The organism is Sphingomonas sp. PP-CE-3A-406 (assembly GCF_003688625.1).
Taxonomy (GTDB): Bacteria; Pseudomonadota; Alphaproteobacteria; order Sphingomonadales; family Sphingomonadaceae; genus Sphingomonas.
Genome location: NZ_RCWY01000002.1, coordinates 737,734 through 755,639, shown reverse-complemented (window position 1 = coordinate 755,639; position 17,906 = coordinate 737,734). Strand labels below are relative to the sequence as shown.

At 66.4% G+C, this 17,906-nt stretch carries 21 protein-coding genes; 14 read left to right on the top strand and 7 right to left on the bottom strand.

Going from position 1 to position 17,906, the window contains the following annotated elements; translation table 11 throughout:
• Positions 1-225: 225 nt before the first annotated feature.
• Both metK and lnt read right to left on the bottom strand, forming a co-directional pair.
• Complete coding sequence (metK, locus tag C8J44_RS09950; protein ID WP_121884259.1) at positions 226-1,443, bottom strand: methionine adenosyltransferase; 1,218 nt, start codon at positions 1,441-1,443, stop codon at positions 226-228.
• 71 nt (positions 1,444-1,514) lie between these two features.
• Positions 1,515-3,047 carry an apolipoprotein N-acyltransferase gene (gene lnt / locus C8J44_RS09945; RefSeq protein ID WP_183128750.1) on the bottom strand — a complete coding sequence of 511 codons (1,533 nt, stop codon included), beginning with the start codon at positions 3,045-3,047 and terminating at the stop codon, positions 1,515-1,517.
• 378 nt (positions 3,048-3,425) lie between these two features.
• On the opposite strand from lnt, the gene C8J44_RS09940 reads away from it, so the two are divergent.
• Both C8J44_RS09940 and C8J44_RS09935 read left to right on the top strand, forming a co-directional pair.
• Positions 3,426-3,845, top strand: coding sequence for a VOC family protein (locus C8J44_RS09940; protein WP_121904347.1), 420 nt, complete (start codon positions 3,426-3,428; stop codon positions 3,843-3,845).
• A gap of 9 nt (positions 3,846-3,854) precedes the next feature.
• Positions 3,855-4,157: a polyhydroxyalkanoic acid system family protein gene (locus C8J44_RS09935; protein WP_056051730.1), complete on the top strand. Its 303-nt coding sequence runs from the start codon at positions 3,855-3,857 to the stop codon at positions 4,155-4,157.
• 20 nt (positions 4,158-4,177) lie between these two features.
• Here C8J44_RS09935 and C8J44_RS09930 read toward each other — a convergent pair whose 3' ends face one another.
• The 4 genes from C8J44_RS09930 to pyk form a co-directional block, all read right to left on the bottom strand.
• A complete protein-coding gene (locus C8J44_RS09930; protein WP_259466828.1) occupies positions 4,178-4,687 on the bottom strand; it encodes a biliverdin-producing heme oxygenase in 510 nt (169 codons plus the stop codon).
• 5 nt (positions 4,688-4,692) lie between these two features.
• Positions 4,693-4,881, bottom strand: a complete 189-nt coding sequence (locus tag C8J44_RS09925; protein ID WP_121904345.1) for a YbdD/YjiX family protein — start codon at positions 4,879-4,881, stop codon at positions 4,693-4,695.
• The gene (locus C8J44_RS09920; protein WP_060526505.1) at positions 4,878-6,932 is read right to left on the bottom strand and encodes a carbon starvation CstA family protein; all 2,055 of its coding nucleotides are present in this window, start codon (positions 6,930-6,932) and stop codon (positions 4,878-4,880) included. Before C8J44_RS09920 ends, C8J44_RS09925 begins: the two co-directional genes overlap by 4 nt.
• Before the next feature lie 635 nt (positions 6,933-7,567).
• Positions 7,568-9,031, bottom strand: a complete 1,464-nt coding sequence (gene pyk, locus C8J44_RS09915; protein WP_060526506.1) for a pyruvate kinase — start codon at positions 9,029-9,031, stop codon at positions 7,568-7,570.
• 92 nt (positions 9,032-9,123) lie between these two features.
• Here pyk and C8J44_RS09910 point away from each other — a divergent pair, with 92 nt between their 5' ends.
• From C8J44_RS09910 to C8J44_RS09895, 4 genes are all read left to right on the top strand, one after another.
• Positions 9,124-9,444 carry a DUF1244 domain-containing protein gene (locus C8J44_RS09910; protein ID WP_121904344.1) on the top strand — a complete coding sequence of 107 codons (321 nt, stop codon included), beginning with the start codon at positions 9,124-9,126 and terminating at the stop codon, positions 9,442-9,444.
• Positions 9,445-9,625: 181 nt separating this feature from the next.
• A complete protein-coding gene (locus tag C8J44_RS09905; protein WP_197942503.1) occupies positions 9,626-9,868 on the top strand; it encodes a DUF2312 domain-containing protein in 243 nt (80 codons plus the stop codon).
• Positions 9,869-9,957: 89 nt separating this feature from the next.
• The gene (locus C8J44_RS09900; RefSeq protein WP_121904343.1) at positions 9,958-10,242 is read left to right on the top strand and encodes a DUF1294 domain-containing protein; all 285 of its coding nucleotides are present in this window, start codon (positions 9,958-9,960) and stop codon (positions 10,240-10,242) included.
• A gap of 79 nt (positions 10,243-10,321) precedes the next feature.
• A complete protein-coding gene (locus tag C8J44_RS09895; RefSeq protein WP_121904342.1) occupies positions 10,322-10,759 on the top strand; it encodes a nuclear transport factor 2 family protein in 438 nt (145 codons plus the stop codon).
• Here the strand turns inward: C8J44_RS09895 and C8J44_RS09890 are convergent.
• Positions 10,756-12,219, bottom strand: a complete 1,464-nt coding sequence (locus C8J44_RS09890) for an ATP-binding protein (protein WP_121904341.1) — start codon at positions 12,217-12,219, stop codon at positions 10,756-10,758. The genes C8J44_RS09895 and C8J44_RS09890 overlap by 4 nt on opposite strands.
• 112 nt (positions 12,220-12,331) lie before the next feature.
• On the opposite strand from C8J44_RS09890, the gene C8J44_RS09885 reads away from it, so the two are divergent.
• From C8J44_RS09885 to ruvB, 8 genes are all read left to right on the top strand, one after another.
• Positions 12,332-12,877, top strand: coding sequence for a DUF1003 domain-containing protein (locus tag C8J44_RS09885; protein ID WP_107963176.1), 546 nt, complete (start codon positions 12,332-12,334; stop codon positions 12,875-12,877).
• A gap of 30 nt (positions 12,878-12,907) precedes the next feature.
• A complete protein-coding gene (locus tag C8J44_RS09880) occupies positions 12,908-13,651 on the top strand; it encodes a YebC/PmpR family DNA-binding transcriptional regulator (RefSeq protein ID WP_056477859.1) in 744 nt (247 codons plus the stop codon).
• Between the two features lie 201 nt (positions 13,652-13,852).
• Complete coding sequence (gene ruvC, locus C8J44_RS09875) at positions 13,853-14,359, top strand: crossover junction endodeoxyribonuclease RuvC (protein WP_121904340.1); 507 nt, start codon at positions 13,853-13,855, stop codon at positions 14,357-14,359.
• A gap of 248 nt (positions 14,360-14,607) precedes the next feature.
• Positions 14,608-15,600, top strand: coding sequence for a hypothetical protein (locus C8J44_RS09870; RefSeq protein ID WP_133030232.1), 993 nt, complete (start codon positions 14,608-14,610; stop codon positions 15,598-15,600).
• 75 nt (positions 15,601-15,675) lie between these two features.
• Positions 15,676-16,272, top strand: a complete 597-nt coding sequence (gene ruvA, locus C8J44_RS09865) for a Holliday junction branch migration protein RuvA (protein WP_121904339.1) — start codon at positions 15,676-15,678, stop codon at positions 16,270-16,272.
• A gap of 49 nt (positions 16,273-16,321) precedes the next feature.
• Positions 16,322-16,573, top strand: coding sequence for a type II toxin-antitoxin system ParD family antitoxin (locus C8J44_RS09860; protein WP_121904338.1), 252 nt, complete (start codon positions 16,322-16,324; stop codon positions 16,571-16,573).
• On the top strand, positions 16,566-16,868 hold the full coding sequence (locus C8J44_RS09855; protein ID WP_060526515.1) for a type II toxin-antitoxin system RelE/ParE family toxin: 303 nt from the start codon (positions 16,566-16,568) through the stop codon (positions 16,866-16,868). The genes C8J44_RS09860 and C8J44_RS09855 overlap by 8 nt, the downstream gene beginning before the upstream one ends.
• A complete protein-coding gene (gene ruvB / locus C8J44_RS09850; RefSeq protein ID WP_121884274.1) occupies positions 16,865-17,887 on the top strand; it encodes a Holliday junction branch migration DNA helicase RuvB in 1,023 nt (340 codons plus the stop codon). Before C8J44_RS09855 ends, ruvB begins: the two co-directional genes overlap by 4 nt.
• Positions 17,888-17,906: the final 19 nt, after the last annotated feature.

The window sequence follows — 17,906 nt, the reverse complement described above, 5'->3', positions numbered from 1 at the left end:
AGGCTCCTCCCTCCCTCTCCCCGGCGGGGAGAGGGACTAGTAAGGCTCAATTTCCGCGGTGCGAACCACCCTACCGTCATCCTGACGAAAGTCAGGATCCAGAGCCATGATGGGCGCCGCTTGTTACCCTGGATCCTGACTTTCGTCAGGATGATCGAGCGAACAAAAAAGCCTCCCGCGGACCGATCCGCGGGAGGCTTTTTCACATCACCGAAGGTGTCGCTATCAGGCGACGGCAGCCTTCAGCGCGTCGACCAGATCGGTCTTTTCCCACGTGAACGTGTCGCCCACGGGCTCGCGACCGAAGTGGCCGTACGCCGCGGTCTTCTTGTAGATCGGCGCGTTGAGCTTGAGGTGCTCGCGGATGCCCTTGGGCGTCAGGCGAACGAGCTGCGGCAGGACCGCCTCCAGCTTGGCCTCGTCGACCGTGCCGGTGCCGTGCAGGTCGACATACACCGACAGCGGCTCGGCGATGCCGATCGCGTAGCTGAGCTGGATCGTGCAGCGGCGCGCGAGGCCGGCTGCGACCACGTTCTTCGCCAGATAGCGCGAGACGTACGCGGCCGAACGATCGACCTTGGTCGGATCCTTGCCGCTGAACGCGCCGCCGCCATGCGGGGCCGCGCCGCCGTAGGTGTCGACGATGATCTTGCGACCCGTGACGCCGGCGTCGCCGTCGGGGCCGCCGATCTCGAACGCGCCGGTCGGGTTGATGTAGATCTTGGTCGCGTCGGAGATGAAGCCGTCGGGCAGCACGTCCTTGAACACGCCCATCACGTAGTCACGCAGCTCGGCGTACTTTGCCGGATCGGGGTTCGTGCCCTTTTCCGAATAGCCCGGCGCATGCTGCGTCGAGACGACGAGCGCGGTCGCGGCGACCGGCGCTTCGTTCTCGTACGACAGCGTCACCTGGCTCTTTGCGTCGGGCTGCAGGAACGGCGCTACGCCCGAATGGCGATCGGCGGCCATCCGCTCGAGGATCTTGTGGCTGTAATACAGCGTGGCGGGCATCAGGCCGGGGGTCTCGTCGGTGGCGTAGCCGAACATGATGCCTTGGTCGCCGGCGCCCTCGTCCTTGTTGCCGCTCTCGTCGACGCCCATCGCGATTTCCGCGGACTGGGCGTGAAGGTTGTTCTCGAAGCGGAAGGTCTTCCAGTGGAAGCCGGTCTGCTCGTAGCCAATTTCCTTGACGGTATTGCGGACCGCGGCCTCGATCTCCTCGAGCACGCCCGGCGCCCACTCGCCATTCTCGTAGATGCCCTTGCCGCGGATTTCACCGGCGAGAACGACGAGCTGCGTGGTGGTCAGCGTCTCGCAGGCGATCCGCGCCTGCGGGTCCTTGGCGAGGAACAGGTCGACGACGGTATCGCTGATTTGGTCGGCGACCTTGTCGGGATGGCCTTCGGAGACCGATTCGGAGGTGAAGAGAAAGGACTTGCGCATGAAACCTCTTCGCAAAGGCTCGCCGACAGAGGGTCAGTGAGCGACATATAAGGAAAGCTTTATATGACCTTCTAGCGACGCCGACGGCGCACGGCAACCGCGCTTGCAAGCATTAGCGCCGCGACGATCGCCGCCATCGCGTTGCCGACACGCGAGAACAGCGTCGGCGGCAGCGCGGACGGCATCGGTTGCTCGATCGCGCCGGCGGTCTCGTGCGGAACGGTCGCGACGAGGCGCCCATCGGCGGCAATGATCGCCGAGATCCCGGTCGGGGTGGCGCGGAGGATCGGCAGGCCTTCCTCGATCGCGCGCATCCGGGCTTGCGCGAGATGCTGCGGCGGGCCCCATTTGCCGAACCAGGCGTCGTTCGAGGGATTGAACAGGATCCGCGGCCGGTGCGCGCGGTCGACGACCTCGCCCGAGAAGATGATCTCGTAGCAGATCTGGATGCCGATCGCGCCGAAGCCCGGCAGCGTCAAGTTCGCAGGACCCTTGCCCGAGGTGAAGTCGAAGTCGCCGGGGACGAGCCGCGCGAGGCCGAGCGGCTTCAGCAGCCACGGCATCGGGAGGTACTCGCCGTACGGCACGAGGTGGGCCTTGTCGTAGCGACCACGCAACCGCGCCTGTGCGTCGAGCGCGAACACCGAATTGGCCGCGCCCGAAATGCGGTCCTTGCCATCGAACTCGAGCGCGGTGCCGCCGATCAGCAGGATATCGTCCGGGCCGAGCAGCCGCGCCATCCGGCGCCGCAGGTAGAGCGGGCTCGACCAGCCGTAAGCGTAGAAGGGGTAACCGTCTTCGACGTAATCGCGGACGACACCCTCTGGCCAGACGACTAGGCGCGGGGTGGCGCCGCCTTGGCCGCTGAGCTTTTCGAGCGCGGAGAGCACGCGCTCGCCGTCGGATTCATTGCGGTCCTCCTGGCCAATATCCGGCTGAACCACGCGGACCAGCGGCGTGCCGGGGGCAGGGGGCGGTGCATTGGTCCAGAGCGCCGACAGCGCGGCGAGGCCGAGGGCGGGAATGGCGATCGCCGGCAGCGTCCAGCGACGTACGGCGAGCATCAGCAGCGCGCCTGCCGCCAATATGGTCACGCCGGACAACGCGTAGGTGCCGATCCACGCGGACAGTCGCGCGACGCCGATCGCGGGGATCCAGACAACGCTCAGCGGATCCCAGGCATAGCCGGTGAACAGCGTCGCGCGGAGCCACTCGGTCGCGATCCAGGCAGCGGCGAAGATCAGCACGAACGTCGCGTCGGGCGTGCCCGGTCGCCGCGCGATCCTCCAGGCAAGCGCGCCGGCGAGCATCGGGAACACCGCCAGATACAGCGCGAGCCCGACCGCGGCGAAATAGCCGAGCACCGGCGGCATCGCGTCCTGGAAGTCGAACGCATGCTGGACCCAGTTGCTGTTGATCGTGAAATGCCCGAGCCCGAACACCCACCCGCGCCACAGCGCGTTGCGCAAGGTCGGCGCGTCGTGGACAAGCTTCATCCACAGCGCGAACGCGACGAGCGTCAGCGGCCAGAGATCAAGTGGGGCGAACCCGGTCGCGGCAAGCGCACCGAGGACGAGGCAGGCGAGGGCAGGGTAGCGGTTCACGCTTGCGCTATGCCGTGGCGGGGAAGGGGGGGCAATGTTTTCGGTGTGAGGGGGGGGCGGCATGAAGAGCGGCTCCCCCGACCTCTAGCACCACCCCGGCGAAGGCCGGGGCCCAATTGGAAAGGTGTTCGTAACGAAGCGCTCCCCTGCATTAGCAATGTCTCCCAATTGGGCCCCGGCCTTCGCCGGGGTGGTGCGGTATGGTTGGGTGAGGTGTGCCCTTCCCACCTTGTTTCCCCGCGAAGGCGGGGACCCAGACTGGGCTCCCGCCTTCGCGGGGGAACAAGGTAGGGCGGGCTGACGATATTGCGGGTGGGTAAAAGCACCCACGCAATCCGCCGGGTCGACGAACTCTCAACCACGATCTATCTTCCCTGCATGACCCTACGCCCCTTCCACCTCGCCTTCCCGGTCCACGACCTCACAGCAGCTCGCACCTTCTACGGCGCCACGCTCGGCTGTCGCGAAGGGCGTTCCAGCGAGCAGTGGATCGATTTCGACCTGTTTGGCCACCAGATCGTCGCGCACCTCGACCCCTCGGCCAAACCCGTCGCGGTCGAGAACGCGGTCGACGGCCACGCCGTCCCGGTCCCGCACTTCGGCGTCGTCCTCACCATGGACGACTGGACCGCGCTGTCGGAACGCGTCACCGCCGCCGGCGTCCAGTTCGGGATCGCGCCGTACATCCGCTTCAAGGGCCAGCCTGGCGAGCAGGCGACGATGTTCTTTTACGACCCGTCGGGCAACGCGCTGGAGTTCAAGGCGTTCGCCAACGACGACATGATTTTCGCGACTTAAGGAATAGAAATGGGCACTCCCATCACCGTCGACGTCCCCCACCAGCTCGGCAAGGCGGCGGTCCGCGCACGGCTCGACGGCAGCATCGACAAGATCGGCGCGAACATTCCCGGCGGCTCGGTGACCGATCACCGCTGGGACGGCGACACGCTGCACTTCACCGTCAAGGCGATGGGGCAGACGATCGCCAGCGCGGTCACGGTGTTCGAGACCAACGTCCATGCGGTCGTCGACCTGCCCGGGATCCTCGGCCTGTTCGCGAGCAAGGTGCAGGACATGATCCGCAAGGAAGCGCCGAAACTCCTGCGCTGAGATCAGGGAGATCAGGGAGTTCAGGCCGGGGCGCGCCGATACAGGTCGAACGCCGCCTTCGCGCCGACGATAGCCTGCTCGACCCAGGCATCGTCGGCGGGCTCGTCGTCGATAGCGGTAAGCAATGCGCGCCACTCTCCCGACAAATGCTTCGCGCCGAGATAGGCCGAGGGCATCCCGTCGGGCACCGACCGCGACAGCATGATGCCGCCGAGCCGCGAGCCCTCGACCACATACATCGCGCCCCAGCCGGCGGCCGTGGTCGCCGGGACGTCGAACACCATTGGCGCAGGCATGTCTTCACCCAGCGCGGCGAGATCCGCGGCAAGCTCTGTCCCGCGCGACCGAACCGTCGCCAGCCCCGGTATAGCCGCCAGCCAAGCCTCGACCGCGGGCAAGGCCTTGGCGTGCGCGATCAGGAACGCCCGGTAGTCATCCGCATCGGTCAGGTCGTAGCGTCCGAACCCTGCATCGACCGCGTCGTGATCCGCTGCCGTCGCGCTCCGCAATCGCGCAACGGTGGAAACCACATCGGTCAACAGCAGCGTCCCCCACCCTTGCTCCCATACCGCGCCTCCTGCCGATCGCGGAAGAACGCGCGTTCGTCCATCGGCGCGTGATCCGGATGCCGCTCGGCCATGTGCTGGACGTAGGCTGTGTAAGACGGCACGCCGACCATCAGCAGCGCGGTCTCGCGTGCCTTTGCGTAGAGCGCGCGGATCATTCCGCGGCCACCAACTGCGGCGGGACTTCGGTGACAGTCGGCCGGTCGATCTTCAGCGCCGCCAGACACGTACGGATCCCGAAGAACACGATCGACAGCACCACCGCCAGGAACAGCGCGCACAGCCCCGCGTCGATCCGGTCGTTGAGCACGATCCGCTGCATCTCCGCCATCGTCTTCGCCGGCGCGAGCAACTCGCCCCGCGCCGCCGCATCCGCGAACTTCGACGCATGAGCCAGGAAACCAACCTTGGGATCGCTCGCGAACAGCTTCATCAGCCCGGCGGTGATCGTGCACAGGCATAGCCACGCCGCGGGCAGGATCGTCACCCACGCGTACCGCTGGCGCTTCATCCGGAACAGCACCACGGTGGCCAGCACCAGCGCGACTGCCGCGAGCATCTGGTTCGAGATGCCGAACAGCGGCCACAGCGTGTTCACGCCGCCCAAGGGGTCGGTAACGCCCTGGTACAGGAAGAACCCCCAGGCGATCACGCAGAGCGCGGTCGCGATCAGCCCCGGCACGATCGCCGACGCGTTGCGGAACGACGGTACCGCTAGTCCGATCAGGTCCTGCAGCATGAACCTTCCGGCACGCGTCCCCGCATCGACTGCAGTGAGGATGAACAGCGCCTCGAACAGGATCGCGAAGTGATACCAGAACGCCTTCATCGCCTGCCCACCGACGAGGTGGCTGAAGATCTCCGACATCGCCACCGCCAGCGTCGGCGCGCCACCTGTTCGGCTGACGATCGTGGTCTCGCCGACGTCCTTCGCGGTCTGCGCGAGCAGTTCCGGCGTGATCGGGAAGCCCATCGCGGTGACCGCGGTCGCCGCGGAGGCGAAGTCGGTGCCGACCACCGCCGCCGGGCTGTTCATCGCGAAATACACGCCCGGATCGAGGATCGACGCGCCGACCAGCGCCATGATCGCGACGAAACTTTCCATCAGCATCGCGCCGTAACCGATGAACTGCGCATCGCCTTCGCTGGCGATCAGCTTGGGCGTGGTGCCGCTGGCGATCAGCGCGTGGAAGCCCGACACCGCGCCGCATGCGATCGTGATGAACAGGAACGGGAAGAGCCCGCCGGACCAGACCGGGCCGCTACCGTCGATGAACGGCGTCAGCGCGGGCATCCGCAACGGTGGCGCGACGACCGCGATGCCGATCGCGAGCGCGACGATCGCGCCGATCTTGAGGAAGGTCGACAGGTAATCGCGCGGCGCGAGCAGCAGCCACACCGGGAGAACAGATGCGACCGCGCCGTAGCCGACCATCAGCACGCAGAGCTGCACCGGGGTCAGCGTGAACAGCGGTGCGAGCGTCGGCGACGCGGCCACGGTGCCGCCGTAGACGATCGCGGCGAGCAACCCGATGACGCCGAGAACGGAAACTTCGCCGACCTTTCCGGGCCGGATCCAGCGCGTGTAGATTCCCATCAGGAACGCGAGCGGGATCGTCGCGGCGACCGTGAACAGCCCCCACGGACTTCCGGCGAGCGCGCGCACCACGATCAGCGCGAGCACGGCGAGGATGATGACCATGATCGCGAACGCACCGATCAGCGCGATCACGCCGGGGACCGCGCCCATTTCCATGCGGATAAGCTCGCCGAGCGAACGCCCGTCGCGCCGCATCGAGATGAACAGGATCATGAAATCCTGCACCGCGCCGGCGAGCACGACGCCGGCGAGGATCCAGAGCGTGCCGGGGAGATAGCCCATTTGCGCGGCAAGCACCGGGCCGACGAGCGGACCGGCGCCGGCGATGGCGGCGAAGTGGTGACCGAACAGGACATTGCGGTCGGTCGCGACGTAATCGAGGCCGTCGGCGCGGCGGAGCGCTGGCGTGGGCCGGCTCGGGTCGAGCTGCATCACATGCCGCGCGATGTAGCGCGCATAGAAGCGGTACGCGATCAGTTGGACGGAGACGGCTGCGGTGACGATCCACAGCGCGTTGACGTGCTCACCGCGCTCGAACGCGACGACCGCGAGTGCGCAGGCTGCGAGCAGGGCGAGTGCGCCCCAACCGATCTTCTCGCGTAATGTCATTGCGTTCGCCCTCCCGTGCGGTCCGTTCTGCGCGGCATCGCGTATTCGGGCGCGGAGCGCTAGCCTAGATTAAATCGGGTGCCAGCGTTGACGCACCACCCCGGCGGAGGCCGGGGCCCAGTTGGAAAGGTCGAGGTAACGGAGCACGGAGCATCGCCAGTATCGTCTCCCAACTGGGCCCCGGCCTCCGCCGGGGTGGTGGCGTGGTGTGGTTAAGACCTGAACCTCTGCCGAGCCGATCGTCGGCAACCCGAGGTTCGGTATCCGTCGGAACCCTGGCCCGTCCCCATCCCGTCACCCCGGCGGAGGCCGGGGCCCACTGGCCCGCATACTTCGCGAACCGCGAGTATGCGGAACAGTGGATGCCGGAACGAGTCCGGCATGACGGGGGGTGGCGCTCGTCGCGGCCGAATTTCGACGCTCAATCCTCGATGGGGCGATGAAGATGCGGACCGCTCCACAATCGTTCCCCCGCGTCCGCGGGGGGCCCAGCTGAATAACATAGCACTTGATACCCTGGACCCCGGCCTCCGCGAGGGAACAGCTTGGGTGGGCTCTACCCAGCTTCGAAGGCAGACGTAGTGCGCGGCAGCGACCAGCAAACAGCGCCCGTTGCCAGCTCTAGCCCACCAAAATCAAACCTGCGAGTGATGCCCCTTGAGCTCATCGCCGACGATCCGCACCACGTGCAGCACATTCGTCGACCCAGGCGTCCGGAACGGCACGCCCGCCAGTACGATCACCCGGTCGCCGGCCTTCGCCATCCCGTGCCGCAAGGCCATCCGCTTCGACTTCGCGACCATGTCCTCGAACGACTCGACGTCGCGCGTATGCACCGCATGCGTCCCCCACAGCAGCCCGAGCCGCCGCGCGGTCTCCTGGCTCGGCGTGAGCACCAGCAGCGGCACCGAAGGCCGCTCGCGCGCGATCCGGCGTGCGGTCGAGCCCGAGGTGGTGAAGCAGATGATCGCCACCGCCGACACGGTCGCGGCGATGGTCTTCGCGGCCTCGGCGAGCGCATCCGCGGTCGTCGGATCGGGCTTCATCACCGTGAAGTGCATGCGGTCGCCATGCTCGGGATCGGACTCGACCGACACGCCGATCGCATCCATCATCGCCACCGATTCGACCGGCCACGCGCCCGCTGCGCTCTCCGCCGACAGCATGATCGCGTCCGCACCGTCATACACAGCCGTCGCGACATCGGACACTTCCGCGCGCGTCGGCGAAGGCGACGTGATCATCGATTCGAGCATCTGCGTCGCGACTACCACCGGGCGGCCCATCCGGCGCGAGACCTCGACGATGCGTTTCTGCAAGGGCGGCACCTGCTGCGGCGGCAGTTCGACGCCGAGATCGCCGCGCGCGACCATCACGCCATCGCAGGCCTCAACGATCTCCTCGAGCCGCTCGATCGCCGCCGGCTTCTCGATCTTCGCCATCAGCGCCGCCTTGCCGCCGATCAGTTTCCGCGCTTCCCACAGATCTTCCGGGCGCTGCACGAACGAGAGCGCAATCCAGTCGACACCCTGGTCGACCGCGAAGTCGAGATCGCTGCGATCCTTCTCGGTCAGCGCGGCCATCGGCAGCACGACGTCGGGGACGTTCAGCCCCTTGCTGTTCGACAAGGCGCCGCCGACCTCGACCCGCGTCGTGATCTCGCGCGGGCTATGCGACACGACGCGCAGCACGAGCTTGCCGTCGTCGAGCAGCAGGCGCGCGCCCGGCTCGATCGCCGCGAAGATCTCGTCGTGTGGCAGTTCGACACGCGTCGCGTCGCCCGGCGTCGGGTCGCGATCGAGCAGGAAGGTCGAGCCGGTTTCGAGCACGGTCCGGCCGCCGTCGAACTTGCCGACGCGCAGTTTCGGCCCCTGGAGATCGGCGAGGATCGTCGAGGGGCGACCAAATTCCTTCTCTAGCGCGCGAATCGCCTGGATTACGGCGATCTTCGACTGCTGGTCGCCGTGGCTCATGTTGATTCGGAACGCGTCTGCGCCGGTGCGGAACAGCGTCGCGATCATCTCGGGCGTGCTGCTGGCAGGGCCTAGCGTCGCGAGGATGCGGACTTTCCGCGAACGGGGTGCGATGGCCTTGGTCATGCGGTGCGTTATCCTCGGCGTTTCCTGGGGGAGATCTTTGCCGCGATGGGCCTTAAACCCTATCTCCGCGGGATCAACCACGGAGCACAGTAATGAATCCCGAAACCGACTCGCTCGATACGCTCGACGATGCCGTAGCGGCTAAAGCCTTCCGCCGGCTGGTCCGCCATCTCCGACACCGCGAGGACGCGCAGAACGTCGACCTGATGGGTTTGGCCGGTTTCTGCCGCAACTGCCTGTCGGACTGGGTCGAGGAAGCGGGCGGCCTGTCGAAGGATGCGGCACGCGAGACGGTGTACGGAATGCCGTATGCGAAGTGGAAGGCGCACCATCAGGGCGACGCGAGCCCCGAGCAGCTCGAGCGGATGAAGGCGAGCGTGGCAAAGAACGCGGCCAAAAACGGGGCCGTCTGATTCAGGCGATTGAGCCTAACACGGTAAACGCCTAGACGCGGGCCCGCACCCAATTCGGCATGATTCAGGACGTCTCCGGACGACGATCACCGGTGCGGGCTTGTATCTTGATTGGCTTTTGACCGGCGCGTGGGCGCTGGCGAGTGGGGAATTTTCGATGTCTGACGAACGGCAACACGGCATGGGCGGCGGCGCGGTCGCAGCGGACGAACTGCGCCTGCTGATCGAGCGCGCCGAGCGTCTCGAAGAAGAGAAGAAGGGGATCTCGGACGACATCAAGGACGTGATGGCCGAAGCCAAGGGCCGCGGGTACGACCCCAAGGCGATCCGCAAGATCCTGTCGATTCGGAAGAAGAAGAAGGAAGAATATCAGGAGGAGGAGGCGATCCTCGAAGTGTATCTCCAGGCGTTGGGGATGATCTGAGGATTTCTGATCTCGCGCGGTGCCTCCCCCGACATGGTGTCGGGTCGCGAGGGGGCACCGCGTTAACCCGCTCGATGTACCGGTAGAGAATGTTTCTCCCGATCGTCGCGGCGTTAGTCCTGTTCCTGATCATTAACGCGATTACCGTCGCCGCGTTCGCGATCGACAAGCGGCGATCGTCGACCGGCGCATGGCGCATTCCGGAGGCCCGCTTACTATGGTTCGCGGCGCTTGGCGGGAGCCCCGGTGCGTTCTGGGCGCGGGAGCGCTACCGGCACAAGACACGGAAGCAACCGTTCGTTGGCCGGCTCCAGTTGATCGCGATGGTACAAGTCGGTGTCGTCGCAGGTCTCGCCATCGCTTTCGCATTCTAGTTTGGGCAACTTGTATCGTTATTGCTGCACCTGAAGCTTGGGTGTATTGCCGTTATGCAACATTGCATCGGGGGCAGGCATGCGGGTATTTTTGGGAATCGCGGCGGCATTGGTCAGTGCTCCCGTCGCGGCGCAATCGGTCGAGATCGACGCGCACCACCTCGCTCTGCGGGCGGAGGCGTTCGTCCAGGTCCGCAACCGGTTCGACCAGGCGGCGATGATCGAGATGTTGGCGCCCGAATACCAGGAAGTGTCGCCCGTCGGCGAGGTCGATTCCCGCGAGCGCGTGATCGGTTTCTATGCGCCCGACAAGAAGAAGCCCGCGCCGCCGATGACGATCACAGAGACCGTCGCGCGACCGGCGGGGGTGCTCGGCGTCGTCACGATGCGGATCGCCTATGCGGTACCCGGCAAGGACGGCCAGCCACAGTCACGCGCGCTGCGCGCCGGCTTCGTCGCGCGGCGGATCGGCAAGGAGTGGCGTTTCGTGTCGGCACAGTTCACGCCGATCCGCTAGGCTGCTTCCGCCGGCAGCGTCGTCCAGCCTAGCCCCGGGATCGTGATCGAACGCTTGCCGGCCAGATCGGTGCGGCACACGATCAACTCGCGGCTTTCGATATAGCCGATCAGCCGCTTCACCCGGCCGATCGAACTCGTGCCGTACGTGGCTGCGATCCGCGCGTCCGAAGGGCATGGTTCGCCTTCGCGCGCCGCACGCGCGACCAGCAGGAACGCGCCGAGCATGTCGTCGGGCAGCCCGCTCGCCACGTCGAGCGCGGCGGTCCAAGCCTCGTCGGTCATGTCGAAGATGCCGGCGCGTGCGCAACTCAGCCGCCGCACGAAACCTGGCAGGTCGAGCGGCGGCTTGGCGAGACCGCCCATCCGGCACCGCACCTGGAAGTCTTGGAACAGCACAGATGGCGGGCGCAGCGTCGATTCCGGATCCTCGACGATCGCGCGGAACACGTCGGCGTAGACCGCCTCGACCTCGTCGTCGGTCTTCTCGGGCGGCGGCGGTGCGGCGGTGCGAGGCTCGGGCGGGCGGGCGATGCCGTCGAGCAGTTCCTCTGCCGGCACGCGACGCGGGCGCGAATCGAACATCAGGCCGAGTTCGGGCGCGTCGACCACCGGCTCGGACAACAGATCCTGAAGGTCCATCGGCGCGGCGCTGGGGAGGGGGGTGAGCTTCGGGCTGCCACTCCGCGCGGAGGTGGCGACGTCGCCGATCTTCACGGTGATCGGCCGCCGCGACACGGCCGGCCCGAGCGCCATGAACGTGCCGCGCTGGAGATCGCGAATCGCTTCGGCCTGGCGCCGCTCCATGCCGAGCAGATCCGCTGCACGCGCCATGTCGATGTCGAGGAAGGTGCGGCCCATCAGGAAGTTCGACGCTTCCGCAGCGACGTTCTTCGCCAGTTTTGCGAGACGCTGCGTCGCAATCACGCCGGCGAGACCGCGTTTGCGCCCGCGGCACATCAGGTTGGTCATCGCCGCCAGCGACGCACGACGCACCTCTTCCGACACTTCGCCACCGGTAACGGGCGCGAACATCTGCGCTTCGTCGACCACCACCAGCACCGGATACCAATGCTCGCGCGGTGCATCGAACAGGGCCGACAAGAACGACGCCGCGCACCGCATCTGGCCCTCGACCTCGAGCCCTTCGAGGCTGAGCACCGCGGACGTCCGGTGTTCGCGCAACCGCGTCGCGATCCGCGCGATCTCGCGTTCGCTATAGTCGCCTGCCTCGATCACGACGTGACCATGCGGCCCGGCGAGCGTCACGAAGTCACCTTCCGGATCGATCACGATCTGCTGGACATGCCCCGCCGATCGCTCGAGCAGCCGGCGCAGCAGATGCGATTTCCCCGAGCCCGAATTGCCCTGCACCAACAGGCGGGTGGCGAGTAGTTCCTCCAGGTCGACGCCGACGGCAGTACCATTGCCGTCGGTGCCCATATTCACGCTAACCGTCATGCCGCGCGTTTGGCAGGTGCGGGCGTGTGGGAGCAAGGAGTCTTTGTGGCTTGCGTCGCAAGCGGGGCTTTGCGCGCTGGCATAATCTGCAATCCCGGCTAGGGCGCGACTCATGGCTACGAAACAATCCCTGCTCGCCGATCTCTCGCAGCGACTGCTTGGCAAGGCGCCGGGCGATCTTGACGACGAGGAGCGCCGCGTCCTCGCCGGAATCGAGGCGGGCACAACGGTCAGCCGCGACGCCGCCGACGTCTCCGACGAGCGATCGACGTTTGGCGAGCGACTGTCGGACCGGGTCGCGGCGATCGGCGGGTCGTGGGGGTTCATTATCGCCTTCAGCGCGGTGCTGATCGGCTGGATGCTGCTGAATTCGGACATCCTGGCGCATTTCGGGCGCGCGTTCGATCCGTATCCCTACATCTTCCTCAACCTGCTGCTGTCGACGGTCGCGGCGATCCAGGCGCCGGTGATCATGATGAGCCAGAACCGGCAATCGGCAAAGGACCGCCTCGCGGCCAGTCTCGACTACGAGACCAATCTGCGCGCCGAACTCGATATCCTGCGCGTCCACCACAAGATCGATCACCTGGTGCTCGCGCGCCTCGATGCGATCGAGCAGAAGATCGACGCTCTGGCGAAAACGGCCTCACCGTCCTAAAGCCACCGCATCAGGCTATTAGAGGCACCGATGGCAGGCCATTCCAAATACAAGAATATCATGTACCGCAAGGGCGCGCAGGACAAGAAGCGCTCGTCGGCGTTCAGCAAGCTCAGCCGGGAAATCACGGTCGCGGCCAAGATGGGCCTGCCCGACGTCGACATGAACCCGCGCCTGCGCGCGGCGGTCAACGCAGCCAAGGCGGCGTCGCTGCCCAAGGAGAACATCCAGCGCTCGATCGACAAGGCGAGCCGCGGCGATGCCGAGAATTACGAGGAAATCCGCTACGAGGGGTTCGGCCCCGGCGGCGTGTCGCTGATCATCGAGGCGCTGACCGACAACCGCAACCGTACCGCGACCAACGTGCGCGTCGCGGTCGGCAAGAACGGCGGCAATCTGGGCGCGGGCGGTTCTGTCAGCCACGCGTTCGACCGCGTCGGGCTGATCTCGTATCCGGCGAGCGCGGGCGATGCCGACACGGTGTTCGAAGCTGCGCTCGAAGCAGGCGCCGAGGACGTCACGTCGAGCGAGGACGGCCATGAGGTCTGGACCGCGCAGGGCGACCTGCACGAAGTGGCCAAGGCTCTGGAAGCCAAGCTCGGCGAGGCCGAGGGCGCAAAGCTCGCCTGGCGCCCGCAGGTGATGGTCGCAGTCGGTGCGGACGATGCGGCGACGTTGTTCAAGCTGATTGACGCGCTCGACGACGACGACGACGTGCAGACGGTGTGGGGCAATTACGAGATCTCCGACGAGATCATGGAGTCGCTGGGTTGAGATGAAGAAGGTTTGTTCGCGCAGAGGCGCGGAGGCGCGGAGAGTTGTGCTTCGCGGCGACGTCCTCCGCGCCAGCGGCCTCACATTTTTCGGCCGGCCCGGAGAACTGAAAGTCCCGCTGACGCGCGACGATCGCCAAGAACGCACCCTCTCCGCGTCTCCGCGTCTCCGCGCGAACCAACCTTCTCCTTCTACCTACGCATGATCATTCTAGGACTAGACCCCGGCCTCGGCACTACCGGCTGGGGCGTCATCCGCGCCGATGGCAACCGCCTTAGCCATATTGCCAACGGCCAGATCAAGACCGATCCGTCGATGGGGCTCCCCCGCCGCCTCACCGCGCTGTACAATGCGCTGATCGACGTCATCCGCACCGAACGCCCCGACGGCGCGGCGGTCGAGGAGGTGCTCGGCAACACCAACGCGCAGTCGACGCTGAAACTCGGCCAGGCGCGCGGCGTCGTGCTGCTCGCTGCGGCCGGCGCAGGGCTGCATATCGGCGAATACCATCCCTCGACCGTCAAGAAAGGCGTCGTCGGCACCGGCGGCGCGGACAAGAAACAGATCCAGGCGATGATGGCGGTGCTGCTGCCGGGCGCGAAACTCGCCGGACCCGACGCCGCCGACGCGCTGGCAGTAGCGATCACGCACGCGCATCATGTGGCGAGCGCGGCGGCGATGTCGCGACGGAGCGGCTTCGGCATCTGACCTGCCCGTTCCTACCCGAGATGGCAGCGCGGATCCGCGTTCAATTCCCTTCGACCGGGCCGCTGCCTTGCGGGGCAGCGCGTGTTGTATGGATCGTCGCCAAAGTAGCCCGCCCGGTTTAACTTGAATAAAGCTCGCACTGCCGCGTAACGATGGGCTAAGGATCGTGCGGGGTTCGGCCGCCGCGGTTCAATCGCCGTGGTTTTCGGTGCCGAAAAGAAACTTTGCTACGCCGTTCAGGGGGAATGATGCTCGTAGATCACGTGCGCGGGGGCACCAACAGCCCGGCCGTGCCCATCGAGGCCTTTGCGATGCCACCCGGCATGCGGATGCGCTACGACCTTCCCGATCCGGCGCTGGCGGAGTTCGTGACCGGCTACGCGATCTATACCAATGTCGACCGCGCGCCGATGATCAACTGGTATCTGCCTGCACCGGCGATGATCTCCGTGCTCGTCGACGCTGGTCCTCTCGACGTGTCGATCGGCAACCACCGCTTCGGCCCGCTCGATCGCGCGAGCCTCTATGGTCCGACCAGCAGGGCGTTCCGCACCGAGACGCACGGTGGCATCGCCGTCGGTATCGGCTTGAGCGCGCTCGGATGGGCACGGATGACGGTGCGCTCGGCGGGCGATTTCCATAACCGCGTCGTACCGCTCGCCGGCGTGGCGGGGCCCGCCATATCGACCAGATTGGCCGACGGCCTGGACCTGCTGGACGACGACGCCAAGATCAAGCCGCTGCTCGATTCCATCCTTCCCTCGCTGTTCCGGCGACCGCATCCGCGCGAAGACCTGATCCGCGCGTTCGGTGCGCTGACCGTGACCGACGGCGTGATCGAGATGAAGGATGTCGCCGACCGGCTCGATATCCCGACGCACGAACTCAGGCGGATGGCGACGCGCTATTTCGGCATGCCGCCGAAGCTGCTGCTGCGGCGCGCGCGGTTCCTGCGGTCGTTCATCCGGTTGATCACCGATGCGGGGCTGAACGATTATTCGAAGATCGACAGCAGCTATTTCGATGCCTCGCACTTCTTGCGCGATGCCGGCACCTTTCTCGGCACGACGCCGCGGCGGTTCGTCGCATCGGAGACGGTGTTCCTGAAGGCGAGCCTGCGTGCACGCGCTGCGGTCATCGGCGCGCCCACCCAGGCGCTCCACGGTGTGCACAAGCCCGCGCCGTCCACGGCATCGCGTTCCCAGGCCAGCGAACCCGCGGCGAGCCAATTGCGAGGGTGAGGCGATCGAACCGGTCAGGACGGTCGCGTTTTGCCGGGATGACGCGACCGCGGCATTGTTCTACCGCCATCGATCATGATCGCGCATCTCAAAGGACGTCTGGACTCGACCGGTATCGATCATGCGGTGATCGATGTCGGCGGCGTCGGTTATCTGGTCGGCGCCTCAGCGCGGACATTGTCGACGCTCGGCCCGATCGGCGAGGCGGCGACCGTCTTCACCGAGATGCTCGTGTCGGAAGATTCGATCCGCCTCGTCGGGTTTTCGAGCGGGTCCGAACGCGACTGGTTCCGGCTGCTGACCGGCGTCCAGGGCGTCGGCGCACGCGTCGCGCTGGCGATTCTATCCGCGCTCGAACCCAATGATCTGTCGCGCGCGATCGCCAGCGGCGACAAGGCGATGGTCGCGCGCGCCAACGGTGTCGGGCCCAAACTCGCGCAGCGCATCGTCATGGAATTGAAGGACAAGACGGGCGGTATCGTGCTTGGGCCAGGCGGCACCACCGCGGCGCCTGTCGTCGGCGCTGGCGCGGATGCGGTGTCGGCACTGCTCAACCTCGGCTTCCGCCCCGCCGAAGCCTCCAGCGCAGTCGCCGCGGCGGAAGAGGAACTGGGCGCCGACGCCACGCTCGACGCGTTGGTCCGACTGGCGCTGCGCAAGGCGTCGCGGTAGCATTCCCGGTCTGCTGGACGGTTCGGCGAAACAGGACTATATCGGGAACATGGCTCAGCTCAACGTGTCCTTGCCGGCCGATCTTCACGACTATCTGGACACGCGCGCATCGGCAGAGGGGTACGTCGATCCGTCGGACTTTTTGCGGGACCTCGTGCAGCGGGACCGGCAGAATTATGAAGCCGGCGTTGGTCGTGTCCAGGCGCTGATCGACGAGGGGATCGCGTCTGGCGTGGTGGACGGCGAACCCGAAGATCATGTGCGGGCGATCATGGCGGAGATTGCCGAACCACGTGGTTGAGCTCCGCCTTAGCGTCGCGGCGTTACGCGATCTCCGGCAGATCAGGGCAGACGGTATTCGGGATTTCGGCGCTGCGGCGTCGGACGCGCACATGCTCGGGTTGGAGCGGCTGTTCGGGCTATTGCGGCGAAATCCGCTTGCCGGTCAGCGACGGTTCGAGTTCACACAGCCGGTCCGCAGTCTCTCGCTCCGGCCGCATCGCATTCTATACCGGGTCGAGGACGACAAGGTGTCGATCGATCGCATCATTCACCAGGCGCGCGACGTGCCGCGTACGTTCCGGAAAGATCAGTGACAGACGACCGCATCCTGACCGCCGCCAAGCGCCCCGAAGACATAGACGCTGCGCTGCGCCCTAAAACGCTCGACGAATTCGTCGGGCAGAAGGCCGCGCGCGAGAATCTGCGCATCTTCATCCAGGCGGCGAAATCGCGCGGCGATGCGCTCGATCACGTGCTGTTCTTCGGCCCGCCGGGGCTCGGCAAGACGACGCTCGCGCAGATCGTCGCGCGCGAGATGGGGGTGGGGTTCCGCGCCACTTCGGGGCCGGTCATCGCCAAGTCGGGCGATCTCGCCGCGCTGCTGACCAATCTCGAGGATGGCGACGTGCTGTTCATCGACGAGATCCACCGGTTGCAGCCCGCGGTCGAGGAGGTGCTGTATCCGGCGATGGAGGACCGCGCGCTCGATCTGATGATCGGCGAGGGGCCGAGCGCGAGATCAGTTCGCATCGACCTGCCGCGGTTCACGCTGATTGGCGCGACTACGCGGCAGGGCCTGCTGACGACGCCGTTGAGGGATCGCTTCGGGATTCCGGTGCGACTGCAATTCTACACCGTCGAGGAACTCGAGCGCGTCGTCACGCGCGCTGCCGGGCTCCTCGGTCTAGGCATCGCCAAGGACGGCGCGATGGAAATCGCGCGCCGGGCCCGCGGTACGCCGCGCATCGCCGGGCGATTGCTGCGAAGGGTGCGCGATTTCGCCAATGTCGCTGGGCATGAGACGGTCGACGCGAGGGCGGCGGATGCGGCGCTGAACCGGCTGGAGGTCGATTCGCTGGGTCTCGACGCAATGGATCGGCGTTATCTGATGATGATCGCCGACATCTATCGCGGTGGCCCGGTCGGCGTGGAGACTCTCGCCGCAGGGCTCAGCGAGCCGCGCGACACGATCGAGGAAGTGATCGAGCCGTATCTGATCCAGCTCGGCCTGATCGCGCGCACCGCTCGCGGGCGGTTCCTGAACGCGGGCGGCTGGAAGCACCTGGGCCTCAACCCGCCAACCGGCAGCCAGGACGGCCTGTTCGACACCTGACTTCTCACCCCTCCCTGGA